Here is a 25,164-nt window from a genome sequence, read left to right as displayed (position 1 = left end):
ATCGCCCAATCCTGCTTCCACTCCGGCGCCGACAGGAGGATAGTATCCTGGCGAGAAGAGCCAGAAGCGGGGCAGTTTGTCCTCCTCGGCCGACGTCCACGATCGGTAGCGCCGCGATGATCGAACAACAGACCCGGACCTTTCTCGACGCAACAACGGTTCTTCCGGACAAGGCTCGGTTCTTCTACGGCGAACCGTTTGCCCGCGAAGCCATGCGCGATCTGCTCGACCAGGCCGGGCCGGAGTGGGCCCTCGATCTGCTGCTGAATCACGGGACAATGCTGGTCAAGGCGGAAGCCGTCGCGTTGCGGGCCGTCGAACGCATCGAGGATCGGCTTCGCGCGGCCGGATTTACCCCTGTCGCCGCCGTGCCGGTGCGGCTTGACCGCATGATGATCCGCCTGCTCTGGCTCTACGTTCTCAACGGCGCCACGCTGGAACGACTGGACCTGCTCGACCTGTTCAAGCCGGCGGCTGTGAGCATCATGCTGGTCTGTCGCGACGAACGTCGCGAGCAAGGATCGCTTCCCGCGGCCGTGCGCCTGCAAAGGCTCAAGGGCCCGACAATGCCCGCACAACGGCAGCCCGGGCAGATCCGGTACCGCCTCGGGCCCGACAATCGCCTGCTCAATTTCGTTCATGCCGCCGACGAGCCGGCCGACGTGCTGCGCGAACTGGGGCTGCTCTTCGACCGCGCCGGCCGACGGACCATCATCGCGCAACTGCTCGGCGGACAGGACGCCGGTGGCGCGTTGCAGCTGGTCCGCGAACACGCCTATGCCGACACGCCGGCATACGATCTCGAGCCCGAACCAGCCCTGGCGCGGCTGCGTCATGCGGTGGCGCGGCTTGTTTCACCGGATATCGCGGCGCTGGCGCTCCCCCATCTCGACGGACTGCTGACCCGCGCGCCGGCAGATGCCGAGCGTGCTTGGCGACAGCTGCATGCCGTGCTGTGGCCCTACGCACAACAGCTCGGTATCTGGGACTATGTCGTGGTCGGATCCAGTGTCTGCGAGCACGATCCCGCCGGCGCCATTCGCACGTTGCCCGATCCAGTTCACGGTCGCTGGGACGAGGCCTGGCTGCAACGCTCAGCGGCGGACGCGCGGCGCGCTCGCGGAGCGTTCGGCGACCACGGCACCGAGGATGCGTAGACGCAGGCCGTCGACTTCAGCCAGGGGGCCGACCGGAAGCGTCAACATCGGCGCGGCGTGCGAACACGCGATTCCGGCCATCACGGGAATCCCCATCCGATCAGTGATATCGAGCGCGATCCGGTCGAGACGTCCGACATCCGCATCCGACCACCCCTCACTGCGTCCGAGCACCAGCGCGGAGATACTTCCGATCATGCCGGCATTGGCGAGATGCGTCAGGTCGGCATCGGCGCGTCGCACATCGTAGCCGTCGCCCGGCGCCTCCAATAACAGCACGGCGCCGTCCAGGCGCGGTTGCCAGGGCGTGCCGGTCAGGTGGCGCAGGCTCGGCAGACAGGCGGGCATCAGCGGCCCCACCGCCCGTCCCGCGCGCAGGACACGCCTCGGTTCCGCATTTCGCCGTTGCCGTGGACGTTCCGCGACATCGCTTTGCTCGCGCGGCTCGTCTGCCTGCCAGCCGACATCGGGAATATCGCCGGGCGCGGTGACGCCATGCACCAGCATTCGGCCAAGGCCGTCGACGACCTCGCTGTCGGGTCCACCGAACTCCCCGAACTGCGGCAGGAACGCCGGACCGTAGAAGCAGACCAGCCCCGTCTCCCGGTGAATGGCATGGAGCAACACGGTGGCGTCGGAGTATCCACACAGGGGTTTCGGTGACGCGGCGATCAGCGCCATGTCGAGCCACGGCAGCAGCTGTGCGCAATGATCGCCACCGATCGCGCACAGGATCACGTCGATGTCCGGATCGGCGAAAGCGGCATGGAGGTCGGCCACCCGCTCGCGCGCCGAGGCTGAGACCCAAGGGCGCAAGATGTCTCCGGGCGCCGCCGCATGCGGCATCATCCAAGGCTCCCACCCGATGCCGCGTAGCGCGTCCGCGGCCCGTGCTGCCCGCCCCGCGAGGGCATCGATCCCGCCCCATGAGGGGGAGATGACGGCGACGCGTGGCCGGCGACCAATCGCGGGCGCGAGCAGCAGAGGTCGATGGGCGCTCACGATGCGTTACGCGCGGCGGCGCGCAGGCGCCTGACACGCGGATCATCGGCGCGTCGGATCACCCCCTGCTCCGTGACGATCGCGCTGACCAGGTGAGCCGGCGTGACATCGAATGCCGGATTGAGAGCCGCGACGCCAGGCAACGCGGCGACGCCGTCGACCAGGTTCAGCACCTCGTCCGGCGCCCGCATCTCGATCCGGATATCGTCCCCAGACAGCGCCGAACGATCAATCGACGACATGGTCACCGCAGCGACAAAAGGAACACCATGAGCCGCTGCGGCGAGGGCGACACCATATGTTCCGATCTTGTTGATGAGGTCGCCGTTCGCCGCCAGCCGGTCACAACCGACGACAACCGCATCGATGTCCCCCGTTCGCAAGATCGCCGCAGCGGCCCCATCGACGATCAGTTGCGCCGGCACGCCATGGCGCGACAGCTCCCATGTCGTCAGGCGCGCTCCCTGCAGCAGCGGACGGGTCTCGCAGCAGATTGCTGTCACCGGTCCCTCATCCGCGAGCTGCACGATGATGCCGAGCGCCGTTCCGCGGTGGCCGGTCCCTAGCGCCCCGGTATTGCAGACGGTCATGATCGTCCGGGCTCCGGCGAGCAACGCGGCGCCGTGGCGAACGATCGCGTCACAGGCTCTGGCCTCCGCGCTCTCCAGCCGCTGCGCCTGATTCAACAATGCCTCGACTGCTGCTGCCGGGTTTGTCAGGGCAATGTCGAGACACAGATCAACCGTCCGCGGCAAGTTGACGGCCGTCGGCCGGGCGGCGCGCAGCAGCGCGGCGCCTTGCTCCAGCCGCCCATCGCGTGCGGCGAGCACAAGCCCGTAGGCGGCCGCTATGCCGAGCAGCGGCGCTCCGCGAATAGCCAGCGCCCCGATCGCCGCGGCGACGTCCTCACAACGGCTCAGACGCAGATGCCGTTCCTCTCCCGGCAGCAGCCGCTGGTCGATGATGTCGAGTGTACCGTCGTCCCAGCGGATCGGCACGATCGGTCCATCGGCGATCCGGGCTGCGGTCGTCATGTTGCGGGACACCCTGCGACACGGTCGAGCGCTGCCAGGACCTCGGATGGAAGCGTGAAGGCCGCGGCATGCGCGTTAAGCCGGATATGTTCGGGATCGCGGCTTCCAGGCAGCACTGACGTCACACCCGGCTGAGCCAGCCCCCAGGCCAGCGCGACCTGCGCAACCGGACGCTCGAGGACCGCCGACCACCGATGAAGGGCTTCCAGGCAGGCCATCGACCGGGCCAGCGCCTCCCCGGTCAAAACCCGCTGGAAAAACGGCCATGTCTGAACGTCCCGGCCGGCCCATGCCCGCAAATCGGTCCCCGCGGTCACAGCTCCGCTCAGCAGGCCATTGGCGAGCGGCTCATAGAGGGTCACCGCAATGCCGTGGCCGCCACACCATCGCGCGACCTCGCCTCCCCAGTGGTGGTCGACCAGGGAAAGGCCAACCTGCACGACGTCGATCGTCCCGGCGGCCTGGCAGCGCTGCATCAGGGGGATATCGAAATTCGACAGCCCGGCGTGCCGAACCCATCCTTCGTCGACCAGCGCCCGCATGGCCCCCCAGCTGTCCTCGACCGGGATACCCGACCCATCCGGCCAATGCAGATAGTACCAGTCGATCACGTTGACACGCAGCCGGCGCAGGCTGTTTTGGCACGCCGCCCTGATCTCGTGCGGCCGGAGGCCGGACCCCGCCGGACGTGGAGCGACCTTGGTCGCCACCGCGAGCCCTTGAAGGCCGGCGCGTCCCAGCAGGTCCTCATTTGCGGCGCCGTGGTAGACCTCGCCGGTGTCAACCCACGTGCAGCCACTGTCACGCGCCGCGTTCAGGCAAGCCCTGGCCCGCTCAACAGCGACAGTGCCATCGGCCCCACCGAGCGGAAAGGCGCCGAAGCCGACGGGGGATAACCGCGGCAGGCCGTCGGTTCGTGGTCGGTCGCGCGACGGCAACGTTGCGCTCATATCACTCATCACCTGACAGGTTGCCGCGCTTCCCACTGCTCGATCGCCCCGAGCACCGCGCCGCGTATCTGATCGAAATCGCCGCCTGCCGCAGCGGCGGCGAATGCCGCATCCGCGACGGTCTGCGCGTCGGGGTCCTGAAATCCCCACTGCGGCACGGGCCACGTCGGATCGAGATAGCCTTTGGCAGCATAGGCGTTCCAGATCGGAGTGCCCGGATGTGCGACGACCTTGTTGAGAAACTGAAACGATCCGCGATAGCCGACGGTATCAACGATATCGAGGGTGCGGCGGAGCTCCGGCACCGTGACCGACGGATGGTAGGTGATTATCCCGGGAACGACGTCGATTCCGAGATCGACCGCGATCCGCAGCCGGTCGCTGATGTATTTCGGCAGCGCATTGCTCACATACAGCTTGTCATAGGCCTGCAACGTATCTGCGCTGGCGGTTTCGATGCCGACGAAAATGCGATAGAGCCCGGCATCGCGCAGGACGGACAACGTCTCCTGGTCGATGGAATCGACGCGGCAATCAATCATGAAGGCGACCGACGACAACCCGCGCGCCTTGTAGATTTCGCCGAAGCGGCGGGCTCGCTCCTGCGAGGCGGGGTTCTTGTTGACGAACAGGTCGTCGGTAATGGTCACGTGATCGATGCCAAAATCCTTGACGAGATACTCGATCTCATCGACGACATTCTCGATGCTCTTTTCCCGGACCGCGGCCTGGCCGCTGCGTGCAGCGACCTGTCCTGTCGTGCAAAAGCCGCAGCGATAGGGGCAGCCGCGGCTGCTGAAGACGCCGGCGCTGAGACCGAGGGCGAGCACAGCCGGCGTGTCGTCGCGCGCAATCCAGGGGATATCGTCCAGGTTCAGCGGCAGCGGAATCGGGCGTGGCCCGCGGACGGTCTCGCGCGTGACCACACCCGGGACACCGTCGAATGGCCGGCCTGCCGCGACCGCCGCACACAGTGCGGGAAACGCCGCCTCGGCCTCGCCTTCGACAATGGCATCGAAGACGTCATAGTCCGTCAGGATCCGGTCGGCGTTGAGGGTCGCGAAGTCGGCGCCCAGAACAGTGACGGCATCGGGCCAGCGGTTCTTGACCCGGCGAGCGAGTGCGACATTTTCCACGAACACCTGGTTGGGTCCGGAAAAGCCGACAACATCGGGACGCCCTCCGCCGGCGCGCTCGACCATGACCTGCCAGGTGTCGTCCAGCGTCCGGTGCAGCAAAATCTGCCCGTTGACGATCGACACCGGCAGGTCGTGCCGGCGGCACGCGGCCGCCAGCGCCAGCAGGCCAAGATGCTCACCGGGGAATGACCGCAGCGCGCTCGGTGAAACGTGTTTCCCCTGAAGCTCGAAGCAGGACATCTTGCCCTCAAGGCCGAGATCCTGGAGCTCCCAGAGCGTCGGCGGATTGACGAGGATGATCATTGCGGGTCACCTCAGCTGTTGGTCTCACAAGACGCTTCGCCCAAGGGATCGGACTGATCACGGAAGGTGGCATTGCCTGTGGAGGTCCACTCCGCGAGCCAGGCCCGCACGCCGCGTTCGAAGATCGCCCGCACCTCATGAAATCCGAGGCCGGCAGCGGCCGCGTCGAGAACATCGCGCTCCAGTCGCGCCGCACCGTCGTGCCGAAAGGTCCATTGCGGAACCGGCCATTCCTCGACCAGCAGCCCGCGGAGCCGATAGTCCTGCCACAGCGACGTGCCGGGATGAACGAACAGCCTGTTCATGAACTGATAGATCCCGCGGTAGCCGCTGGCATCGATCGCTTTCAGCGTATCGATCAGTTCGATCGGCTCGATTTCCGGATGATAGGTGATGATGCCGGGAACGACGTCGATGCCGAGTTCGACCAGAACACGCATCTGCCGCTCCACGAAAGCGGCGTCCTTCACGGAGCGGTGATAGCGCTTGTTGTAGCGGGCGAGCTGCGCGTCGCTTCCAGTCTCCACCCCGACGAATACCCGGTGCAGCCCGGCCTTGCGCAGGGCCGAGAACGTCGCGGCATCGATGGAATCGACGCGTGCGTCGATCATGAAGGGAACGCCGAGCGAACGCCGCCACAGCCGATCGGCAAACAGGCGCGCGCGCTCCTGGCTCTCGGGATGCGACGTCAGGAAGAGATCGTCGACGATCGTAAGATGGGGAATCGCGAAATCCGTCACCAGCCGTTCGATTTCATCGACCACGTCATCGATCGACCGCAGGCGGTGGGAGCCGCGCTTGCCGAGCCGGGCCGCCGCCTGCCCGGTCGTGCAGAACGAACAGCGATAGGGGCACCCACGCGCGCTGTAGATTCCGGCACTCATCCCCGCGGCGAGGACCTGCGGAAGATGGTCTCGCGCCACCCAGGGCAACGTATCGAGGTCGAGCGGCAGGGCCTGCGTCACGCTCAGCCGCACCTCGCCGCGGCCATCGCGGACGGCGGCCCCGCCGATGTCCACGAAAGATCGTCCTGCCCTGGCCGCATCGACAATCCGGGGAAACGCCCCCTCGCCCTCGCCGACCACCACGGCATCCAGGCAATCGTAGGTGCGCAGCAGCCGATGATAGTTGAGTGTTGCAAAATCGTGCCCCATCACGATCCGGCAATCCGGCCAGTGCGTCCGAACCCGGCGTGCGAGCGCAAGGTTCTCTGCCAGCACCTGGCATGGCCCCGAGAGACCAACGACGGCGGGACCTCCGGGGGCAGCGGCAACCATCGCCTCCCAGGTCTGCTGCAGCGTGCGATGGTTGGCGACCTGGCCGTTGACCGAAGCGACCTCCAGGCCAGCGGCGCGGCAACTGGCGGTCAGCGCAAGGAGACCGAGATGTTCCCCGGGGAAGGACCGAAATCCATCGGATCCCGCGGTCTGCCGCTCGAACTCGAAGTACGACACCTGCCCCGCAAGCCCGATGCGCTCGATATCTCCCAAGGTCGGCGGATTGACGATGAGAGCATCCATCCTCCTTATCCTTCTTTCGGAGGCGCGATCAGGTCGTGCTCGAACCACCGGTCGTATTCACCCGGGGACAAGAACAGCGGCGCCTGCTCCTCGAGCCCGTCGAGCGGACGCCGCAGCACCAGTTCAAAGAAGCCGAGATGGGCCGCGTTCTCGTTGAACAGCTCGCACATCGCCTGCCAGCGCCGCCTGACGGCATGACGCGTATCCGCCCGCAGGTCGAGCAGCGCCGGCCGATCAATCATGTAGTCGACATAGGCCGTGACGACCGCCGCGGGCCTCGCCACCACCGGATGCGTGGTGAGGCAGATCACCTCCCAGAATGACCCGTCCAGAATCAATCGCAGCCACTGACGCTGGTCCCAGGGGGGAATATCCACGCCGATCGTCTCGCGGAGGCGGCGCAACAGCGAGTCCGGCGGGGGACGAAGATAGAAGAAGTTGGTCAGCGTCACACGGCCGAGCGGCCGCAGAACCCGTTGATACTCACCGAATGCAGCGTCGCGGCCATCGATGAAGCTGTTGGCGCCGCCACATACGATCACATCGACGCTGCCTCGCGCGCGCCCGAGGCGGCGGGCATCACCGACCTCGAACTTGATGCGGTCCCGCAACTCCGGCGGCAGCAGCGCCTGCCGCCGCCTGGCTTCCTGAACAGCGGCAAAATTCGGTTCGATGCCTGTGACCCGGCACTGGGTCATCTTGACCAGCTCGATCGACGTAAATCCGGTGTTCGAGCCGATTTCCAGGACTTCGCAGGCCGCATCGATTCCGCTGGCGATAGCTTGGCGGCGAAGCGATATCAGCCCGCCCGGGCAGCGGTTCGTTTCCTGGATCAAGGAGATGAAGCCGACATAGTCGAGCGCAGACACGTCGTCCGGCGTCAGCCTGTCCAGCCTATCGCGTCGGATCGACTGGTCGAGGCCGGCGCGAACGGCTGCAGTCATCGCACCGCGCGAACGGATGGCTTCGCCTCCCTCGCGAAACGGGGCGGGCAACCTCCCGCGCATCCCCTGCCCGACGGATCGCCGTGATACGCAAAACATGGCATCAGAAAGTCCTCGGAACGCCGATCAGACGGGGAACCAGCTGGAGATCGCGAACGTCGTCGTGTCCGAGCGCCCAGCACAGCAACCGCTCGACTCCAAGGCCAAATCCCGCCGTGGCGAGCGGTGCCTCGCGCTTCATCTCCAGATACCAGGCGTATGGCTCGGGATCGACACCACGTCGCTGCAGCGCCTCCGCGACCTCCGGCGCAGTGGCATGGCGCTGGCCGGCCCCGACGACCTCGCCAGGTCCTGCCAGCAGGAGATCGGCATTCAAGGCCCGTAAGCTGCAGCCGTACCCGGTGGTAGCCTGATAGAACGGCGTCGCGAGCGCATCCCACAACATGACCCATACCGCGCCACCGCAACGCGCCGCCAAGGCGCGCTCACCCTCACGGGTCAGCGTCCGAAAGCCCGCGCTATGACGGACGACGCCCCCCGCAACATCGGCGATCAGGAGAGCGGCCTCGTCGAACGACAGCCGGCGGGGGCGCGCGCCGGCGGCAAAGGCTTCCAGATGGCCGGCACCGTGCTGCAGCTTCCGCGTCAACGATCGAACATCGAGCAACGCACGCGAAAGAGCGATCAGATAGCCGTCGACGGCGTCCAGCACGTCGCCGAGATCGCCACGCAGCTCCGCCTCACTATGGAAAAATTCATTGAGATGGGTCTCGTCGTGCTGCTCGCCGCGGAACGAGGGCATGATGTAGTAGGCACCGCGCTCCGCCTGCCGGACAGCAAATTCGAGCAGGAATTGCATGGAGTCGGCGAGATAAACCTTCTCGCCATGCAACTGGACCGCGACGGGCACGGAATCGCTGCCGAGCCCCATGGGAGAGGAAATGCTGCCCGTGGTGATCGGGAGATAGGCAGCACGAACACCACGCGCGCCCCAGAAGTTCACCGTTGCCCGGGTGACCGCATCCTGAAGATCGAGCACGAGCCCGTACCAGGGATTGCTCATGGCCGCGCGCAAATGTTCGGGCGGATTTCGCCACGCGCGCGGCGGCGTCACCGGCGTGCCCGTCGGCAGCACCTCTGCCTCGGTTCTGGCGGCTGCCCCAACACGTTCGGCTGATAACACCTGCAACACCCTCTGTTGTCACGCATCCCACGATGCGTCCCGATCAATTCCGCCCCGATGTGACCGAAAACCCCGCCTCCGCGACACGTGATATCATGTGGTCCACCAGGCGTTTGCTGGCGTCGACGGCATAGGATCCGCATATCGCGATCTCAGCCTCGCGCGGCGTTGTCGATCCGTCGAACAGCAGCGCCATCTCGAACTCCCGCCGGCTCAAGCCGAGCGGAGTTCCGAATGCGTTGAGACGGCCGATCATCACGCCGTCGCCATGGGCAGAAAAATCAACGTCGATGGCGAGATACGGCAAGGCCGCATCTTCTGACACGCGATCGACGCGCGGCCATCTGATCGGTCGCCGACCATCACAGGGCGCGCCCAGCAATCGCTGTTCGGCCCATGCGAACGCGGCACGCGCGAAGGTCGCAATCTTGAGCGCGTGCCGACCTGCCTCCAGCCGATCCGGCCGCTCCGGCGCCCGGTGCAACCTCCAGAATAGTTCCGCGGCGCTCCATCCTGACGGCCGGATTCCAAGCGCCGTCTCCCACTCGGCCGGAAGACTCGCAAGCAAACGGCTGCGCCATTTGGCCGTCGGGTTGGTCAGGAGATATCCCGCAGCCAAGGCATCGACGGCGTGTCCAAGCAGATCCTGGGACGCGAACACCAGCGAAGCGTAATCCTTCGCCTCGAGGTGGCCGGCCATGTCGACCTGAATGGTTCGGGAGGTATGCCGGGCGATCTGCAATTTCAGGCGCGCCAGGCTCGAGAGGTCAGGTTGCGCGGCAGCGAGATCGCTGCGCCCGCCGGCGTGGACGACCGCGCAGTGAAGCAGACGGTGGAGCAGCCTGCGGTCGTCGGCACCGATGTCGGCGATACGTGTAATATCCCAAGGACGTGCAGCCCAGACCGCGAACCGCGCAAGCACGGCATCGAGCCGGCGCCGTGGAATAATCTGGATGTCGAACAGACATGTCCCGACCACAACAGCGACCTCATGCGCCGGCAGGGCGTCGGTGTCGCGCGACGTGATCAGCAACAGGTCGAGATCCGATTTGTCATTGCCGAGCCCCTCCGCAAGAGACCCGACGGAAAGCAGGAGATCGCAAGGCTCCAGCCCCACGGACGCCCGCGCACTCGCGGCGATCGCCGCCAGGTCGACATGCCGGATGCGCAAGAACTCCGTGATATCCATCGATACGGTCCCGGGAACCCGTGTGTCTGATGGCCAGGCGTCACATCATTGTCTGGTCTGAAAAGCCTGGCCCGAAAAAGTCTGCTCTGGAACGTCTGCTCTAGAACGGGGCGTCGAGGAACGCAGTCGCGACGCCCGCCTTCGCGCGGCAATGCGGCCGCTTCTCGCAGCACGATACGGAACAGTCGAAAGCCACCTGCCCCAGTTCCTCCGTCGTGATGGCGTTGAAGTCGCGAAGCCGCTTGCGAACCATCGCTGTCACATCCGGGCGAACCGGACTGTGAGCCAGACGCTCGATCAAAGCCGCCGTATAAGCGACATGTCGCAATTCGTCGCGCAGCAGCGCATCGAGGATCGGCTGCATGCCGGCGAAATTTTCAGCCGGTGCATGCGCGGCCAGAGCCGGCCGCTGCATCAGGTGATGGATCGCCGTGCGTATCTCGGCGATGTTCATCTGGATGAAATCATCGATCGTCGGCGGCTTCGCGTACGGCGAACCGCTGACCGGAACCAGCTCCGTGTCCAAGGCATAACGGGGCGACAACTGCCGCAGCGCCAGCCGGAATGATGGCTCTGTCAATCCTGGAAAGGCAAAGTCGAGTAACGCCAGATAGAATAGCGCGTGACGGGATTCATCGACGGCGTGTTCCTTGAGCTGCCGCCGATGATCGGTATCCGTCGAGCAGGCCGCGAGGGACCACAGGCGCTTGGCACCGTCCCCTTCACGCTCGGCGTTCGTCATGAGCGAGATCGCCAGCCAGCGAGCGTCCGAGGCAGCATCCCGGTAAAGCTCGGAATATGCTCTCGTTCCGAACGGTGGCGGTTCATCGGCAAGCGCTCGGCGAAGCGCAGCAAGATAGCTCGGACACAGATCATGAATGCCGCCATCGGCCAGCGCCGTGATGGCTACGCGTTCGACGCGTGCTGGCTCGGCATCAGCGCTCAGAAGATCGCCGACGTTCATCGGTCATGCACCATTTGCAGTGCGTCGGAGCACGCCATCCCGTGCGCCGACAGCGCTTGCTATCGGATCAGACAGCAGTCGTGGCCTGGCAAGGCTAAGCACACGTCTTCGCCGCCAGCCCCACACTGACGCGACGCAGCTGCCTCAGATATGGAAGCGTTTGGTTTGTCGTTGCTCAGAGCAACGACAGCCGCAATGTCCTGAAGTATCGCTAATCTTATGAAACAGAGCCGTTTGAAACAGAGCCGTTCGGATCGAAAGGCGCGTTGACCGCAATGAACGAGCCATTGGCATTCGGGTAGGATTTCGCAATTTCATCCAGAACATGCTGGTCGATGTGAACTTTGCCGTTCACAATGCGCCCCGTCAGAACCACGGGGATGGAATTCCCCGACCGAACGCTACTGATTGCTTTCGCCGCTTCGACAACTTTTTGGTGATCGGCGTCATGCGCGTGGGTCATGTCATTGTCCTCCAGAGGAAAAACCTCATCAGCGAGTAAGACAACACCCTTCTCGGGTAAATCGACAGCTCCATAAACGCGTGGTTGCAGGATTGCATCGAGCTCGCATCCCGTCAAGCTGAAATCCTGGCAACGCGCGGCGTCGGTGGCGCGGTATCGCGCGATGCAGACGATGATTGTCCGCACACGCGGCGCCACGCGCCTTGACTGTAAAATTGACGGTCATTTCAGCTGCTGTGTACGTTGTCGTCGTCAGGAGGACGCACAATGCACGTCCACCCCCTCACGGACAGCCATGATGAATCTCCGGAAAGGAAGCACCTGCGCGAGACGCCGGCGGCTCGAACCGCGCTGACGTGGAGCGCGCTCACCCGCATGCCGAACAAGGCGCGGCTGTACCAGCACGACACGCTGTTTCGCGAAGGTGTCGCCGATGCGCTGGATGTGATCGGCGATCGACTGGGCGCGATACTGCACCGGAGCGCTCTTGTCATGATCAAGCCGGAGGGACTTGCCGGCGGCAAGGCGAGAACGATTGTCGACTTCCTGCAAGCGCATGGTTTTGCGATTGCGGCAGCAACGCTGCCGTTCCTGACACGACTGCAGTGGCGGGAGCTCTGGCGGTATCAGCTCGCCGCGGCAACACTCGATCGTCTTGCCGTGAACGACCTCATTCTCTGCGATCAGGCGCTGGTGCTGCTGCTGCGCCATGACGGCACGCTGGAGACACCTGCAACGGTGCATCTCGGCGTCCTGAAGGGGCCCGCTGACATCGCACGGCAATCTCCGAGCTGTCTGCGGCGCCTTCTCGCACAACCCAATCGTCTGTTCAGCTACTGTCATGTCGCCGACGAACCCGCCGACATCTTGCGGGAGCTTGCCGTGCTGTTCGACGGGCCGCTTCGTCGGCAACTCCTGGCGAACATGGTTTCGGGGCAACTGTCGGCGATCGATACGCGAGTGCTGGAGCGAACCCTCGTCGCATCCACGCAGCACGCGCGTCCATTCGAGTCCGAGGGGGCGATCGCGCGCATGGCGGATGCGGTCCGCGGCATCTGTGGTGTCGCGGCCGAGCAGATCCGCGCCGATATCGCAACCATGCGCCGCGGCGAACCGATCCGCTGGCAGCCGTTTGTCCGCGCGGTGGCGGCTGCGGGGATCGATATCGAACGATGGGACCTGGCGCTGCTGGGCGCGGCCTTCACGGTTCACGATGAACCCGGCGTCGCGAAGACGATCGCTTCCGTCGACGCTGCAGCATGGCGGCTGGAGGTTGCCGAGCGCAGTCCGCTCGATGGCTGACCGAAATCCAGCTTCGACGGCTCGCGTGCGAAGGTGGCGCTCCCTAGCGGAATCGAACCGCTCTCTCCACCGTGAAAGGGTGGCGTCCTAACCGATAGACGAAGGGAGCCGAACGTCGGCTCATCCGGGCGGCACCCAGGGTACTCCCGTCTGAGCAGCACTCGCGTGCCGCGTCGTTCACGCTGAAAACCGTAGTCAAACCAAGCTTTTAGGGAGCAATTGCTCCCTGGCTCCGATTCCCGCGGCGCAGCGTGGCGCCACCTATAATGACGTTTCGTGATTGCCGCAAGCGCTCCGTCAATATCCCCTCGCCCGCCAGGCCAGCAGCCGCCGCTCGGCCATCGCCATGGCGAGCGCGGTGACATAACCGATCACGCCAAGCAGGATGACGCCGGCGAACAGATCGGCGGAACGGAACGCGCGGGCCGACAACAGCACCCAGTGACCGAGGCCGTCGAGCCCCGCCAGCATCTCGCAGACGACGGAAAGGATCAGCGCCACGGTGAGGCTGAGCCGCATGCCCGCCAGAATGTCCGGGCTGGCCGATGGCAGCGCGATCTTGGCGACCACCGCAAGGCGCGACATGTGCAGCGTTCGCGCCACCTCGTAGAGCCGCGGCTCCACTGCGGCGAAGCCATGCACGGTTGCGAGCAGCAGCGGCCACACCGAGCCGAACGAGATGACTGCCAGCGCCATGCCCTCCGTCAGGCCGAACAACGCAATCGCCACCGGAATGACCGCCGAGACCGGCAGCGGCCGCAGCACCTCGAGCGTCGGCGCGACATAGATGCGCATCGCCCTGGATGAGCCGATCAGCGCGCCCAGCGCGATCCCGATCAACGACGCCAGCAGCCAGCCGATCGCCATGTGCTGCAGCGTGCCGATGACCTTGTCCGCCAGATCGCCGGAGGAGAAGCCCCGCACCAGCGATCCCCAGGCGCGGTCCGGCCCCGGCAGGAACACCGGCGACACCAGCCGCAGGTTGGCGACGACCTGCCACAGCGCGATGAACCCGGCCGCGACCGCGAAACTCAGCGCCCGCCATGCCAGCGCCGACGGCTTGATCATGGCGCCATCTCCGCGCTCGCTGCCGGCCCGAACAGTCGCCGCTGCGCCTGCACCAGCACCACATTCAGCGCGAAGCCGAGCAGCCCGATCCAGACCAGAAGCGCCAGCATCAGGTCGGGCCGCAACGCATGCTGCGCCGTCATGATCGCGGCGCCAAGCCCGAGCGGATTGGCGGTGATCTCGACGGTGACGGCGACGATCAGCGCGACGCTTGCCGCGAGACGAAAGGCAACGAAGATGCGCGGCAATGCCGCGGGAATGACGATCTTGGAGATCTCAGCGACAGGACCGAGCCGCAGCGCCCGCGACACCTCGAACAGCCGCGGCTCGACACCGCGCACGGCGGCCCGGGCCAGGATCAGCAGCGGCCAGATGCTGGCAAAGGCCACGATGGCGATCTCCATCCGATAGCCGAAACCGAGCGCGATCAGGCCGATGGGCAGCAAGGCGACCGACGGAATCGGCCGGATGCTCTCGATGGTCACTTCGAGGCAGCGGTCGAGCGGCAGCGACAGGCCGAGAACAATCCCCAGCACCAGGCCGATCGCGGCCCCGATCGCAAGGCCGGCAAAGGTCGAGACCAGGGTGTCCCGCGTCCAGATCCACAGCTCGCCGTCGCGTACGCTGTCGATGAAGGCGAGCACGACCTGGCTGGGGGCTGCCAGGGAATCGCTCTGCAGATGGACGGCCCGTGCGGCGGCTTCGAGCGCCACGATGACGGCGAGCGGCAGCAGCAGCGGCTTGAGGCGGTCCGCGATCATGCCCTGCCTTCCGACGCCTTGATGAAATCGAACAGTTCACGACGCAGCCGCAGGAACTCCGGCATCTCGCGGGTCGCGAGCTGGTCGCGCGGCCGCGGCAGATCCACCTTCACATTGATGCCGATCCGGCCTGGATGCGGCAACAGGCCGATCACCCGGTCGCCAAGATAGATCGCCTCCTCCAGATCATGGGTGACGAAGATCACGGTGGCGCCGCTTGCGGCCACCAGCGATAGCACTTCATCCTGCAGGCCCTGGCGCGTCATGGCGTCGAGCGCGCCGAACGGCTCGTCCATCAGCAGCACGACAGGCTCCTGGGCGAGGCAGCGCGCGATCTGCAGCCGCTGCTGCATGCCGCCGGACATCTCGGACGGATATTTCGCGCCATGATCCGGCAACCCGACCTTGGCGAGCAGTGTCGCGATCCGCGCCGGACGCTCCGCGCCCGCCACCCCCGCCGCTTCCAGTGCCAGCGAGACATTCCCTGCAGCCGTGCGCCACGGCAGCAGCGCCTTGCCGTAGTCCTGGAAGACGATGGCGACGTCGCGGCGCGGTCCGTCCATCGGCTCGCCGGACACGCGCACCGCGCCGCCGGTCGGGCGATAGAGGCCTGCGGCGAGGCGCAGCGCCGTGGTCTTGCCGCACCCCGACGCGCCGATGATGCAGACGAATTCACCCGGTTCGACCGCGAGACTGAGGTCGTGGATGATCGGCCGGCCGCCGAGCGCGATGGTGACATTGTCGAACGCGATCATCGGTGGTCGTGGGACCGCGCGTGGCGCGGACTCTGGATGCCGGCTGGTGGGGAGTATCTGGGCCGTCACGATTGCGCGCCTCCCGGCGGGTAGACGAAATTCAGGGTGGATTGAAGATGCTCGGCCAGCATGGTGCAGGCAGCGTCCATGTCGCGCGCCATCACCCGCTCGGCAAGAGCCTGGTGCACGTCGACGAAGTGGCCGCCATCCTCGAAGCCGCGCATCATCACGCGGCGGTAGCGATAGGCCTGGTCGTAGAGATCGGAATGAGCCGTCAGCAGCCGCGGCGAGCCGCAGGCCTGCAGGATCGCGGTATGGAAGCCCTTGTGGACGGCGTCGAAATCCTCCGCGCCCTCGCTGAAATGGGCGCCGCTGCGCTCGACATGACGGCGCAGCTGATGCAGCGCCGCCAGGATTCCGGCCTCCCATCCATCGCCGCCCTTCTCCATGGCGAGGCGCAGCGCCTCCCTCTCGATCACGGTGCGGATGCGGGTGATGTCGGCAAGGTCGTCGCGGCTGACGTCGGCGACACGGAAGCCGCGCTGGCCGATCGCCACGATCAACCCGCGCGACACCAGCCGCGACAGCCCTTCCCGCACCGGCGTCGCGCCGATGTCGTAGCGCTGCACCAGCTCGACGATGCCGAGCCGCGCACCGGGCGCAAAATGCCCTGTCAGGATATCGCGCTGAACAAGGCTCGCCGCCCGCTCGCTGAGCGTATCGGAGACCTCGCCTGCGGATATGTGCGGCAGGGCCATCGCCACGGCCTCCTCAGCTCACTTCAGGATCAGCGTGTTGAGATCGAGCTTCGACTGCAGCATCTTCTGCTGCTGCATGACGTCGATCCACCAGGCGAGCTGCTCCGGCTTCAGCTCCGGCTCGGAATGGTTCGGCACAGTGGTCTTCACCAGATCGAGCTGCTGCTTGGTAAATTTTGCGATCGCAGCGCTGGCCTTGTCGCGGTCGGTGTTGACGATAACGGCAGCCTCGGCGATGGCGGCGCGGAATTTTTTGATCGCCTCCGGATTCTTCTCGGCCCAGTCGCGCGACGCCGCATAGAAAATGATCGGCTCGCTACGCGCGAGTTCGGCGCCGTAGCGTGCGCCGACATAGCCGGTGCCGGCCGCAGTCATGCGCGCCACAAACGGCTCCGCGGTCAGCACCGCGTCGACGGTGCCGGACTTCAGCACGTCGTTCATGGTCGGGAACGTGACTTCGACGAAGTTGACGCTCTTGGGATCGACGCCTTTCTCGGTCAGCCACTTGCGAAACAGCACATGTAGAAATGCGCCGAGCCCCGGCGCGCCGACCTTCTTGCCGACGAAATCCTTGGGCTGCTTGATCTCGACGCCGTTGCGCACGAACGCGGCAATCGCGTCGTTGGAGGTCGCGGTCATGGCGGAGGCGCCGGCGACCGCGACGAGGTCGAGGCCACCGTCCACCGACTGCAGGAACACGGTCGAGGTCGGCCCGCCGATCTGGATCGAGTTCGACAGCACCGCCGCCGGGATGTTGGAGTTGAGGCCGATCAGCAGCATCTCGGCATCAAGGCCGTGCTTCTTGAACAGGCCTTCATCGGCCGCGACCATCGCCGAGGCGCAGTCGGAGGTCGCGGTGCAGCCGATCAGGATCTTGCCCTGAGCCAATGCGCCCTGCGTGCTGACGGCCGCAAGCAGAAGGCCGGCCACGACAGCTAAGCCGCCGAGACGTTTCCCCATGGTGTTTCCTCCAGAAACTCAGAAGGTCGGCGATTTCTGTCACCGCCTCTTGTTTATCGATATTATTTTTGATCATATATTTTTTGAAAGAACAAGAGGAGACGCTTCATGAAGCTTGCGACATACCGTGTCGGCGGCGCCGAACGGGTGGGCCTGGTCCACGACAACGACACCCGGATCTTCGATCTCGCCGCCGCGGCATTGCGCGCCGGCAAGGCAAATTCCGCTTTTCAGTCCATGCTTTCGCTGATCGATGCCGGCCCCGCGGCGCTCGATGGCGCGCGCGAGATCCTTGCCCGCCACGGCCAGGATGCGGACCTTTCGGTCGCGGTCGCCGCGGTCGAGTTGCTCGCCCCCGTCCCCGAACCGCGGCAGATGCGCGACGGCATGTCGTTTCCCATCCACATCCTCCAGGCGCCGCTTGGCCAGCGCAAGCTCGCGGCCCGCGCCAAGGGCGATCTGGAGGAATTGAAGCGGATCGAGGCCGAGCCCCTGCCCGAACTGCCCGAGGTCTATCGCAAGCAGCCGATCTTCTACATCACCAACCGCTTCAGCGTGCGCGGCACCAACACCACGGTGAAATGGCCGCGCTACAGCCGGATCATGGACTACGAACTCGAGCTCGGCCTGATCACGAAAGGCAAAGGTGCCAACATTCCGGCGGCCAAGGCGCGCGACCACATCTTCGGTTTCACTATCTTCAACGACTTCTCCGCCCGCGACGCCCAGCGCATCGAGATGGAAGGCCGTCTCGGCCCCGCCAAGGGCAAGAGCTTCGACGGCGGCAATGTCATCGGTCCGTGGATCGTGACACCCGACGAGATCGGCGATCCCTACAAGCTGCGCATGGAGGCGCGCGTCAACGGCGAGACGCGCTCAAAAGGCGTCAGCGACGGCATGCTGTTCTCGTTCGAGGAGATCATCGCGCACATCAGCAAGGACGAAACCCTGATGCCCGGCGAGTTCATCGGCTCGGGCACCGTCGGCAACGGCTGCGGCCTCGAGCTTGGCTTGTTCCTCGAACATGGTGATACCATCGAGCTCGAGATCGAGAAGATCGGCATCCTCAAGAACAAGGTGGAGCGGCAGGACGCCTGACCGGCCCTGCTCCGCTGACAGAACAATCCGGGAGACGACCCATGGCGCGACGACTGATCGATATCTCCGTTCCCCTGCAGAACGATGTTCCGGCGGATCCGCCGGGCAATCACCCGACCATCCAGTACATCGACCATCAGCAGGGCCTGCCGCGCATGCTGCAGTTCTTCGACGGCCTGAAGGCGCAGGACCTGCCCGACGGCCAGGGTTGGGCGGTGGAGCAGGTCAACCTCTCCACCCATAACGGCACCCACCTCGATGCGCCCTGGCATTTTCATCCCACGATGAATCGCGGTGAGCGCGCCTGGACCATCGACGAGGTGCCGCTGGACTGGTGCCTGCAGCCCGGCGTCAAGCTCGACTTCCGCCATTTTCCCGACGGCTATGTCGTCACCGCAGCGGACGTCGAAGCCGAGCTGAAGCGCATCGGCCATACGCTGAAACCGCTGGAGATCGTGGTGGTGAACACCAGCGCCGGCGTCAAATTCGGCCAGCCGGATTACGTCAACTCGGGCTGTGGCATGGGCTATGACGCCACCATGTACCTGCTGGAGCGCGGCGTGCGCCTCACTGGCATCGACGGCTGGAGCTGGGATGCGCCATTCGTGTTCACGGCCAAGCGCTATGCCGAAACCAAGGACGCCAGCCTGATCTGGGAAGGCCACAAGGCCGGTCGCCATATCGGCTACTGCCATATCGAGAAACTGCACAATCTCGAGCAGCTGCCCTCGACCGGCTTCATGGTGTCATGCTTCCCGGTCAAGATCGAGCGCGCTTCGGCCGGCTGGACGCGGGCGGTCGCGATCATCGACGATTGATCGCCGCCGTCGTCAGCCGGTGCGCCCATGCACGAGATTGGGCGCACCGGCCGTGTGTTGTCACCGTCACAATGCGCGGGCTAAGCTTTCGGGCATGATGATCGATATCCGCTGACGGAGCGAAGCCATGACCCTTCCCGATGACATCGACAAGCTGCAGTCGCAGGTGACGGCGGCGATCCAGGCGCACTGGAAAGCCTTCCTCATCGAAGGAATCGTGCTCGTGGTGCTCGGCCTCGGGGCGATCGTCGTTCCGCCGCTCGCAAGCCTTGCGGTCACCGTCTTCCTGGGCTGGATGTTCATCGTCAGCGGCATCGTCCAACTGGTGCTGACCTTCGCGGCACGGCAACTGCCCGGCTTCGGCTGGTCGCTGGTATCGGCCATCCTCGCGATCGCCGCTGGTGCGGTGCTGTTGCTGTGGCCGGTCCAGGGTACGCTGTCCCTGACCATCGTGGTGGGCGTCTACTTCGTGATGGAGGGCGTCGCCACCATCATGTACGCGCTCGACCACCGCAAACAGCTGTCACGGCGCTGGGGCTGGCTGGTCGCGGCCGGCATCGCCGACATTGTCGTGTCAGCGCTGATCGTCGCAGGACTGCCGGGGTCGGCGACCTGGGCGCTCGGCCTTCTCGTCGGCATCAACATGCTGTTTGGCGGCGCGTCGCTGATCAGTATGGCGCTCGCCGCCCGAAGCGCCTGACGGCGCTCCGGCGCACGGCCGCGCTGGCGATCACCGCGGCTCAGCAGCCGCGACAGATATTCTTGATCTTGCGATCGAGCGCCTTGTCGTCGGCATCGGAGCCGAACAGGCCGCGCTTGTCCTTCGATTCCGCGCTGTCGATGTCGGCCTTGCTCGGTTGACGGTGACCGACCGGAGCTTGCACAACACCGCCGCCGGACGTCCGCGCCGACGTGCCGCTGCCCGTGCCGCTCTGCGCCAGAGCAGCAGTGCCGCTGGCCAGCGAAAGAACGAGAATTGTTGCCATCAGCCGCGACATATTGGACCTCCCGACGTCACATTCATCCTGACCTCCCAATCTAAAGGAGATTCCTCGAAACGCGAGTCGGAAGGGATGGGTTGACGCGCTGCACCAGCGCGACGTCGCGAGGCCTCCCGCGGCCTCATGACGCGATCGTGACGACAAAGGGCGCCGCACATTGCCAGCCATCATTCGGAAGCATAGCCGTGCACGTCGCCGCAGTAATCGACCACACGGTAGCGTGATCGATCCACCGGGTCCTGCGACAGATAGACCGGCCCGATCGGCGCCTTGCCGTGACCACCTGGGATATCCAGCACATAATCCGGCTGACACAGTCCCGAGACGCGGCCGCGCAGCGATCGCATCAAGGCCTGTCCCTCCTCGATCGTGGTCCGCAGGTGCGCCGTGCCGGGCGCCAGATCGCCGTGGTGCAGGTAGTAGGGCTTGATGCGATTTTCAACGAAGGCGCGCATCAACGCCGTAAGCGTGGCCGCATCGTCGTTGACGCCGCGCAACAACACCGACTGGCTGACCAGCGGAACTCCGGCCTCCACAAGGCGCGCGCAAGCGGCTCGGGCCTGTGCACTGAACTCGCGCGGATGATTGGCATGCAGTGCGACCCAGACGGTCACGTCCGGGGCGCGCAGCGCAGCCACCACATCGTCGGTGATCCGCTCCGGATCCGCCACCGGCACGCGGGTATGCAGCCGGACAATCCGGACATGATCGATCGCGGCCAGATCAGCGATCACCTCCTGCAACCGCCGCGGCGACAGCATCAAGGGATCGCCGCCGGTCAGGATCACCTCCCAGATCTCGGGGCGAGCGCGGATGTAATCGAGCGCGGCCCCATAGGCCTCCTGCGACAGCGCCGTGTCCTTGCCGGGGCCGACCATCTCGCGGCGGAAGCAGAACCGACAATAGACGGCGCAAACATGCACCAGCTTGAGCAGCACCCGGTCGGGATAGCGATGCACGATACCCGGCACCGGCGCATGGACATGGTCGCCGATCGGATCGGGGTCCTCATGGGCGCGCGTCACCAGTTCATCGCCGGACGGAATGTACTGCCGCGCGATCGGATCGCGCGGATCGGCCGGATCGATCAGCGCCGCCACCGCCGGCGTCACCGCCACGGCATAGCGCGCCGCGACGCGCGTGAGCTCCGCCTGCACCCCGGCGGGCGCGAGCCCATGGGCGATCAGATCATCGGCGCTGCGCAGCGTCGCCGCCGGTTGGGCTTGCAGATTCGTCTTCACACCCGCTCCTCCGGCGGCGTCCACACCACCTGGTCGATGCGCACCGCGCCGGCGGCCAGCATCACCAGGCGGTCGAAGCCGAGCGCGACCCCGCTCGCCGCCGGCATCTGCGCCACCGCGGCGAGAAAATCCTCATCCAGCGGATAACGCTCGCCGTAGCGGCGCTCCTTCTCGTCCATCGCCTCGGTGAAGCGCAGACGCTGCTCCTGCGCGTCGGTCAATTCGGCAAAGCCGTTCGCGAGTTCGACACCGCAGGCATAGATTTCGAACCGCTCCGCCACGCGCGGATCGGACGGCTTGACGCGAGCAAGCGCCGCCTCCGGCGCAGGATAGTCGTGCAACACCGTCAGGCGGCCCTGCCCCAGCGTCGGCTCGACATGGCTGACCAGCACCTTGCTGAAGATGTCCGACCAGGTGTCGTCGTCGGTGACGCGGACCTGTCCGTCTGCGGCGCGCGCCAGCGCCGCGCGATCGGGCGCGCCATCGACGATGGTCGCCAGCAGGTCGATGCCGGCAAGCCGCCGGAACGCGTCGGCGACCGTCAGCCGCTCGGGTGCGATGAACGGATCGGCCGACTGGCCGCGAAAGGCGAACTGCCGGGTTCCGGCGACCCGCGCGGCCTCGCCGATCACAGCCACGCAGTCGGCGATGATGGCGTCCAGCGGCGCCTGCGCTCGATACCATTCCAGCATGGTGAATTCGGGCAGGTGCCGGTCGCCGCGCTCGCGGTCGCGGAACACCCGGGCGAACTCCACGATCTGGCGCTCGCCGGCGGCCAGCAGCTTCTTGCAGGCGAATTCGGGCGACGTCCGGAAATACCGGGTCACCTGCTCGCCCGACGGCAGTGTCAGGCGGGCGGACGGGGCATGGAGGTGGGTTTCATTGCCTGGCGAGACCTGTAGCACACCGGTCTCGACCTCCAGGAAGCCCTGTGCCTCGAACCAGGCCCGCAGCGCCCGGGTGATGGCCGCCCGTGCCAGCAGGAACGCCCTGCGGTCGGCATGGCGGGCGGGCGCCCACCAGGCCAGCGTCGGTCGGTCGCCGGTCATGGGCGGTCCGCCCCAATCTGGCGCAAAAAGCTGGCATCCGGGCCACAAATCAGTATGTTGCGGCCCGAAACTGTTCCGCCCGCCGTTGGACGTCCGGTCCCGGCCAGGCTTCCGCCCCGAACGCTAGGAAACTGATCCGTGAGAGTCATCGCAAGTTCTATTCGCAAGGGCAATGTCATCGATATGGATGGCAAGCTATATGTCGTTCTGACCGCCGAGAACATCCACCCCGGCAAGGGAACCCCGGTCAGCCAGATCGAAATGCGCCGGATCAGCGACGGCGTGAAGGTCTCCGAGCGGTTCAAGACCACCGACCAGGTCGAGCGCGCCACCATCGAGGACCGCGACTTCAACTTCCTCTACGAGGACGCTGACGGCTTCCACTTCATGAACAACGAGACCTACGACCAGCTCATGGTCGGCAAGGACACCGTTGGCAATGCCGCGCCGTACCTGCAGGAGAACCTGACCGTCAAGCTCTCGATCCACGACGGCAATGCGGTCGCGATCACCTTGCCGCAGCGCGCGGTGTTCGAAGTCGTGGATACCGAGCCGGTCACCAAGGGCCAGACCGCATCGTCGTCCTACAAACCCGCCGTGCTGTCCAACGGCGTGCGCACCGCGGTGCCGCCCCACGTCGGCGTCGGCACCCGCATCGTGGTGATGACCGAAGACGGCTCCTACGTCGAGCGCGCCAAGGACTGAGGTCTCCGGACAGAGGCCGGCAGGTGGCGAATTGACCGGGGGCAGCGCGCAATCGAGATTGGCCGCCCCCGGCGTTTCGATCGGGAGGCGGCTTCTCGGCCTCGCCCTTGCTGGCATCGTCGCCCTGGCCTCGTCATCCGTCATCGCGGATGGCTTCCGGACACCGGCGATATCGGTGCTGCAGGCAGACTGGCGCAGCGCCCATGACCAGCTCCGAATTGAATTTAACAACCACCCAGAAGCCACTGGCAGCCTGACATTTTCGCCGGCGAACCGACATCTGGCCACCGACCCGCGGCATTGGCCGGCGCTGTTTCAGCTCAATGCCGCCACAGCGGCGTTCTTTCCCGGGATTGGCCGAAGCCCGGTTCCGGTGCTGCTGCCGTTCGACGCCGCCGAATTCATCGGCAATCGGCTTAGCGGGCTGCCCGCAAGTCTGTTGCCATCGCACTATCAGTCCGGCTTCCAGACCGAGATGTTCGACGCCGGCCCCGCCGGTTACGACGCCGTGTTCTCGGCTGCGCCCGTGGGCGCGGACAACCTGCCGCAGCGAACCTATGCCAAGCCGGTGGAAGTCCACATCACTGGCTCGGCGCTGGTCTACCGGATCGATGACCCGCTCGCCGGCAAGGGCGAGCCGGTCAAGGCGCTGGCATCGCAATATCCCGATCTGCGGCGCACCGTTCGTGAAGGCTACCTGCGATATGCCTTCACGCGGTTCGGCATTCCTTACGTGGTCTCCATTCTCTGCCTCGACAGCGCTCCCCGACGCAACCGCCTCGCTTGCCGCGAAGCGTCGGTGGTGGCGGAACGTTTTCTCAAGGCGTTGCGGATCGACGGCGGCCGTCCGCAACCGCCGCGGCGCGATATCGAAAGCGCGGAGGCCGAGCGGCCGCTGGCGCGCTCGCCGGATTTCACCTACCGGCCGGTCGGCGACATCGTCACCAACAGCGGCGCCCATGGCCAGCCGGGCAAGGTCGATCCGACGGTCTACGCCCAGATCCGCTTTCCGCTGAAGGAGACGCCGGCGTTCGCCAACTCGCAGTCCTTCCTCAACTGGGGCGACTGCAATTTCACCGGACGAACCACCACCCCCCACGCCAAGGGTACGGCCTATCGCTGCAAGCGCAACGACAAGCCGCTGGTGTTCGATGAATCCGCCAGGGAGAACTACAGCTACCCCTGGCAGGACAATTTCTGTGAATCGCGCAGCTTCGAGGTCGGCCAGTGCGCAAGCGGTTACGGTCATCAGGGACAGGATATCCGCCCCTCCGCCTGTCCGCTGCGCAACGACGGCGCCGACCGCTGCGAGTCCAATCACTTCGCTGTTGTCGCCGGGCGTGACGGCGTGATCGTCCGCGGCCGCGGCCAGCAGGCCGTGTTCGTGGTGGCCGATACCGCGCGCGACCATGTGCGGCTGCGCTACATGCACATGACCCCGGCCCGCATGGATGCCGACGGCCTCCTCAACGGGCGCCAGGTGAGCGAAGGCGAAGCCATCGGCCTCGTGTCGAACTATCAGGATTATCCCGGCGGCACCACCAGCCACCTGCACTTCGACCTGCAGGTGTTCACCCGCGACGGCTGGCTGTGGGTCAATCCGTACATCACCCTAGTGTCGGCCTATGAACGGCTGCTCGGGGCGCGCGGAACCGAGGTACAGATGGAACCCGCCGCACCGGCTACGGCGGCCCATGCCGCACCGGAGCAGCCGCCGAAACCCGGCATGTCGTCGGAGGGCGACGGCGAATAGCCGACCGGCTAACGGTTGGGCCTGGCGCAGCATCGCATTACACTGGG

General features: G+C 65.7%; 25 protein-coding genes and 1 tRNA gene. 7 read left to right on the top strand and 19 right to left on the bottom strand.

From position 1 onward, the window contains the following. Positions 1–116 precede the first annotated feature (116 nt). Complete coding sequence (locus AB4Z37_RS26455; protein WP_441519684.1) at positions 117–1,157, top strand: nucleoside-diphosphate kinase; 1,041 nt, start codon at positions 117–119, stop codon at positions 1,155–1,157. On the opposite strand, the gene AB4Z37_RS26450 is transcribed toward AB4Z37_RS26455, so the two are convergent. The 10 genes from AB4Z37_RS26450 to AB4Z37_RS26405 form a co-directional block, all read right to left on the bottom strand. Further along, the gene (locus AB4Z37_RS26450) at positions 1,095–2,159 is read right to left on the bottom strand and encodes an LD-carboxypeptidase (protein WP_441519683.1); all 1,065 of its coding nucleotides are present in this window, start codon (positions 2,157–2,159) and stop codon (positions 1,095–1,097) included. The two genes, AB4Z37_RS26455 and AB4Z37_RS26450, sit on opposite strands and share 63 nt — an antisense overlap. Continuing rightward, positions 2,156–3,193, bottom strand: coding sequence for an S-methyl-5-thioribose-1-phosphate isomerase (gene mtnA, locus AB4Z37_RS26445; RefSeq protein WP_441519682.1), 1,038 nt, complete (start codon positions 3,191–3,193; stop codon positions 2,156–2,158). The genes AB4Z37_RS26450 and mtnA overlap by 4 nt, the downstream gene beginning before the upstream one ends. Then, positions 3,190–4,143, bottom strand: coding sequence for an aldo/keto reductase (locus AB4Z37_RS26440; RefSeq protein WP_441519681.1), 954 nt, complete (start codon positions 4,141–4,143; stop codon positions 3,190–3,192). The genes mtnA and AB4Z37_RS26440 overlap by 4 nt, the downstream gene beginning before the upstream one ends. 8 nt (positions 4,144–4,151) lie before the next feature. Further along, positions 4,152–5,585 carry a B12-binding domain-containing radical SAM protein gene (locus AB4Z37_RS26435; RefSeq protein ID WP_441519680.1) on the bottom strand — a complete coding sequence of 478 codons (1,434 nt, stop codon included), beginning with the start codon at positions 5,583–5,585 and terminating at the stop codon, positions 4,152–4,154. 11 nt (positions 5,586–5,596) lie between these two features. After that, a complete protein-coding gene (locus AB4Z37_RS26430; protein ID WP_441519679.1) occupies positions 5,597–7,105 on the bottom strand; it encodes a B12-binding domain-containing radical SAM protein in 1,509 nt (502 codons plus the stop codon). 5 nt (positions 7,106–7,110) lie between these two features. Next, entirely contained in the window at positions 7,111–8,049 is a 939-nt protein-coding gene (locus tag AB4Z37_RS26425) for a class I SAM-dependent methyltransferase (RefSeq protein ID WP_441519678.1), read from the bottom strand. A gap of 103 nt (positions 8,050–8,152) precedes the next feature. After that, complete coding sequence (locus tag AB4Z37_RS26420) at positions 8,153–9,184, bottom strand: amino acid--tRNA ligase-related protein (protein ID WP_441519677.1); 1,032 nt, start codon at positions 9,182–9,184, stop codon at positions 8,153–8,155. Positions 9,185–9,275: 91 nt separating this feature from the next. Continuing rightward, positions 9,276–10,421 carry a hypothetical protein gene (locus AB4Z37_RS26415; protein WP_441519676.1) on the bottom strand — a complete coding sequence of 382 codons (1,146 nt, stop codon included), beginning with the start codon at positions 10,419–10,421 and terminating at the stop codon, positions 9,276–9,278. A 100-nt stretch (positions 10,422–10,521) separates the two neighbouring features. After that, positions 10,522–11,385, bottom strand: coding sequence for a hypothetical protein (locus tag AB4Z37_RS26410; RefSeq protein WP_441519675.1), 864 nt, complete (start codon positions 11,383–11,385; stop codon positions 10,522–10,524). A gap of 217 nt (positions 11,386–11,602) precedes the next feature. Next, the gene (locus AB4Z37_RS26405) at positions 11,603–12,034 is read right to left on the bottom strand and encodes a hypothetical protein (RefSeq protein WP_441519674.1); all 432 of its coding nucleotides are present in this window, start codon (positions 12,032–12,034) and stop codon (positions 11,603–11,605) included. Positions 12,035–12,115: 81 nt separating this feature from the next. Here AB4Z37_RS26405 and AB4Z37_RS26400 point away from each other — a divergent pair, with 81 nt between their 5' ends. Then, the gene (locus tag AB4Z37_RS26400; RefSeq protein ID WP_441519673.1) at positions 12,116–13,150 is read left to right on the top strand and encodes a nucleoside-diphosphate kinase; all 1,035 of its coding nucleotides are present in this window, start codon (positions 12,116–12,118) and stop codon (positions 13,148–13,150) included. 34 nt (positions 13,151–13,184) lie between these two features. Here AB4Z37_RS26400 and AB4Z37_RS26395 read toward each other — a convergent pair. The 6 genes from AB4Z37_RS26395 to AB4Z37_RS26370 form a co-directional block, all read right to left on the bottom strand. Further along, positions 13,185–13,259: transfer RNA gene (locus AB4Z37_RS26395), tRNA-Glu, on the bottom strand. A 188-nt stretch (positions 13,260–13,447) separates the two neighbouring features. Continuing rightward, a complete protein-coding gene (locus tag AB4Z37_RS26390; RefSeq protein WP_441519672.1) occupies positions 13,448–14,218 on the bottom strand; it encodes an ABC transporter permease in 771 nt (256 codons plus the stop codon). Then, a complete protein-coding gene (locus AB4Z37_RS26385) occupies positions 14,215–14,979 on the bottom strand; it encodes an ABC transporter permease (protein WP_441519671.1) in 765 nt (254 codons plus the stop codon). Before AB4Z37_RS26385 ends, AB4Z37_RS26390 begins: the two co-directional genes overlap by 4 nt. Further along, the gene (locus AB4Z37_RS26380; protein WP_441519670.1) at positions 14,976–15,734 is read right to left on the bottom strand and encodes an ABC transporter ATP-binding protein; all 759 of its coding nucleotides are present in this window, start codon (positions 15,732–15,734) and stop codon (positions 14,976–14,978) included. Before AB4Z37_RS26380 ends, AB4Z37_RS26385 begins: the two co-directional genes overlap by 4 nt. 65 nt (positions 15,735–15,799) lie before the next feature. After that, positions 15,800–16,492: a GntR family transcriptional regulator gene (locus AB4Z37_RS26375; protein WP_441519669.1), complete on the bottom strand. Its 693-nt coding sequence runs from the start codon at positions 16,490–16,492 to the stop codon at positions 15,800–15,802. Between the two features lie 18 nt (positions 16,493–16,510). Next, entirely contained in the window at positions 16,511–17,452 is a 942-nt protein-coding gene (locus AB4Z37_RS26370; protein ID WP_441519668.1) for an ABC transporter substrate-binding protein, read from the bottom strand. A gap of 108 nt (positions 17,453–17,560) precedes the next feature. Between AB4Z37_RS26370 and AB4Z37_RS26365 the strand changes: the two genes are divergently transcribed. The 3 genes from AB4Z37_RS26365 (at position 17,561) to AB4Z37_RS26355 (ending at position 20,068) form a co-directional block, all read left to right on the top strand. Continuing rightward, the gene (locus tag AB4Z37_RS26365; protein WP_441519667.1) at positions 17,561–18,550 is read left to right on the top strand and encodes a fumarylacetoacetate hydrolase family protein; all 990 of its coding nucleotides are present in this window, start codon (positions 17,561–17,563) and stop codon (positions 18,548–18,550) included. A 41-nt stretch (positions 18,551–18,591) separates the two neighbouring features. Then, positions 18,592–19,368 (top strand): cyclase family protein, encoded by a 777-nt coding sequence (locus AB4Z37_RS26360; protein WP_441519666.1) that lies wholly within the window; start codon positions 18,592–18,594, stop codon positions 19,366–19,368. Between the two features lie 127 nt (positions 19,369–19,495). After that, positions 19,496–20,068: an HdeD family acid-resistance protein gene (locus AB4Z37_RS26355; protein ID WP_441519665.1), complete on the top strand. Its 573-nt coding sequence runs from the start codon at positions 19,496–19,498 to the stop codon at positions 20,066–20,068. Between the two features lie 40 nt (positions 20,069–20,108). Here the strand turns inward: AB4Z37_RS26355 and AB4Z37_RS26350 are convergent, their stop codons facing one another. From AB4Z37_RS26350 to epmA, 3 genes are all read right to left on the bottom strand, one after another. Continuing rightward, positions 20,109–20,366, bottom strand: coding sequence for a hypothetical protein (locus AB4Z37_RS26350; RefSeq protein WP_441519664.1), 258 nt, complete (start codon positions 20,364–20,366; stop codon positions 20,109–20,111). Between the two features lie 170 nt (positions 20,367–20,536). Continuing rightward, positions 20,537–21,610 carry a lysine-2,3-aminomutase-like protein gene (locus AB4Z37_RS26345; protein ID WP_441519663.1) on the bottom strand — a complete coding sequence of 358 codons (1,074 nt, stop codon included), beginning with the start codon at positions 21,608–21,610 and terminating at the stop codon, positions 20,537–20,539. Next, positions 21,607–22,659 (bottom strand): EF-P lysine aminoacylase EpmA, encoded by a 1,053-nt coding sequence (epmA, locus tag AB4Z37_RS26340; protein WP_441519662.1) that lies wholly within the window; start codon positions 22,657–22,659, stop codon positions 21,607–21,609. Before epmA ends, AB4Z37_RS26345 begins: the two co-directional genes overlap by 4 nt. 138 nt (positions 22,660–22,797) lie before the next feature. Here epmA and efp point away from each other — a divergent pair, with 138 nt between their 5' ends. Both efp and AB4Z37_RS26330 read left to right on the top strand, forming a co-directional pair. Then, on the top strand, positions 22,798–23,364 hold the full coding sequence (efp, locus tag AB4Z37_RS26335; protein ID WP_441519661.1) for an elongation factor P: 567 nt from the start codon (positions 22,798–22,800) through the stop codon (positions 23,362–23,364). Between the two features lie 58 nt (positions 23,365–23,422). Next, entirely contained in the window at positions 23,423–25,117 is a 1,695-nt protein-coding gene (locus AB4Z37_RS26330; RefSeq protein ID WP_441519660.1) for a M23 family peptidase, read from the top strand. Positions 25,118–25,164 lie beyond the last annotated feature (47 nt).

Origin of the sequence: Bradyrhizobium sp. 2TAF24 (assembly GCF_052115025.1) — a bacterium.
Lineage (GTDB): Bacteria > Pseudomonadota > Alphaproteobacteria > Rhizobiales > Xanthobacteraceae > Bradyrhizobium_A.
This window is presented reverse-complemented; position numbering and strand designations above follow the sequence as displayed.

Excerpts from the sequence above, each read along its gene's own strand:
- AB4Z37_RS26455 (WP_441519684.1), top strand. The coding sequence starts at position 117 with ATGATCGAACAACAGACCCGGACCTTTCTCGACGCAACAACGGTTCTT.
- AB4Z37_RS26380 (WP_441519670.1), bottom strand. The coding sequence starts at position 15,734 with ATGATCGCGTTCGACAATGTCACCATCGCGCTCGGCGGCCGGCCGATC.
- mtnA (WP_441519682.1), bottom strand. The coding sequence starts at position 3,193 with ATGACGACCGCAGCCCGGATCGCCGATGGACCGATCGTGCCGATCCGC.
- AB4Z37_RS26385 (WP_441519671.1), bottom strand. The coding sequence starts at position 14,979 with ATGATCGCGGACCGCCTCAAGCCGCTGCTGCTGCCGCTCGCCGTCATC.
- AB4Z37_RS26430 (WP_441519679.1), bottom strand. The coding sequence starts at position 7,105 with ATGGATGCTCTCATCGTCAATCCGCCGACCTTGGGAGATATCGAGCGC.
- AB4Z37_RS26410 (WP_441519675.1), bottom strand. The coding sequence starts at position 11,385 with ATGAACGTCGGCGATCTTCTGAGCGCTGATGCCGAGCCAGCACGCGTC.
- AB4Z37_RS26400 (WP_441519673.1), top strand. The coding sequence starts at position 12,116 with ATGCACGTCCACCCCCTCACGGACAGCCATGATGAATCTCCGGAAAGG.
- AB4Z37_RS26350 (WP_441519664.1), bottom strand. The coding sequence starts at position 20,366 with ATGTCGCGGCTGATGGCAACAATTCTCGTTCTTTCGCTGGCCAGCGGC.
- AB4Z37_RS26355 (WP_441519665.1), top strand. The coding sequence starts at position 19,496 with ATGACCCTTCCCGATGACATCGACAAGCTGCAGTCGCAGGTGACGGCG.
- AB4Z37_RS26425 (WP_441519678.1), bottom strand. The coding sequence starts at position 8,049 with ATGACTGCAGCCGTTCGCGCCGGCCTCGACCAGTCGATCCGACGCGAT.
- AB4Z37_RS26435 (WP_441519680.1), bottom strand. The coding sequence starts at position 5,585 with ATGATCATCCTCGTCAATCCGCCGACGCTCTGGGAGCTCCAGGATCTC.
- AB4Z37_RS26360 (WP_441519666.1), top strand. The coding sequence starts at position 18,592 with ATGGCGCGACGACTGATCGATATCTCCGTTCCCCTGCAGAACGATGTT.
- AB4Z37_RS26390 (WP_441519672.1), bottom strand. The coding sequence starts at position 14,218 with ATGATCAAGCCGTCGGCGCTGGCATGGCGGGCGCTGAGTTTCGCGGTC.
- AB4Z37_RS26365 (WP_441519667.1), top strand. The coding sequence starts at position 17,561 with ATGAAGCTTGCGACATACCGTGTCGGCGGCGCCGAACGGGTGGGCCTG.
- AB4Z37_RS26440 (WP_441519681.1), bottom strand. The coding sequence starts at position 4,143 with ATGAGCGCAACGTTGCCGTCGCGCGACCGACCACGAACCGACGGCCTG.
- AB4Z37_RS26415 (WP_441519676.1), bottom strand. The coding sequence starts at position 10,421 with ATGGATATCACGGAGTTCTTGCGCATCCGGCATGTCGACCTGGCGGCG.
- AB4Z37_RS26375 (WP_441519669.1), bottom strand. The coding sequence starts at position 16,492 with ATGGCCCTGCCGCACATATCCGCAGGCGAGGTCTCCGATACGCTCAGC.
- AB4Z37_RS26370 (WP_441519668.1), bottom strand. The coding sequence starts at position 17,452 with ATGGGGAAACGTCTCGGCGGCTTAGCTGTCGTGGCCGGCCTTCTGCTT.
- epmA (WP_441519662.1), bottom strand. The coding sequence starts at position 22,659 with ATGACCGGCGACCGACCGACGCTGGCCTGGTGGGCGCCCGCCCGCCAT.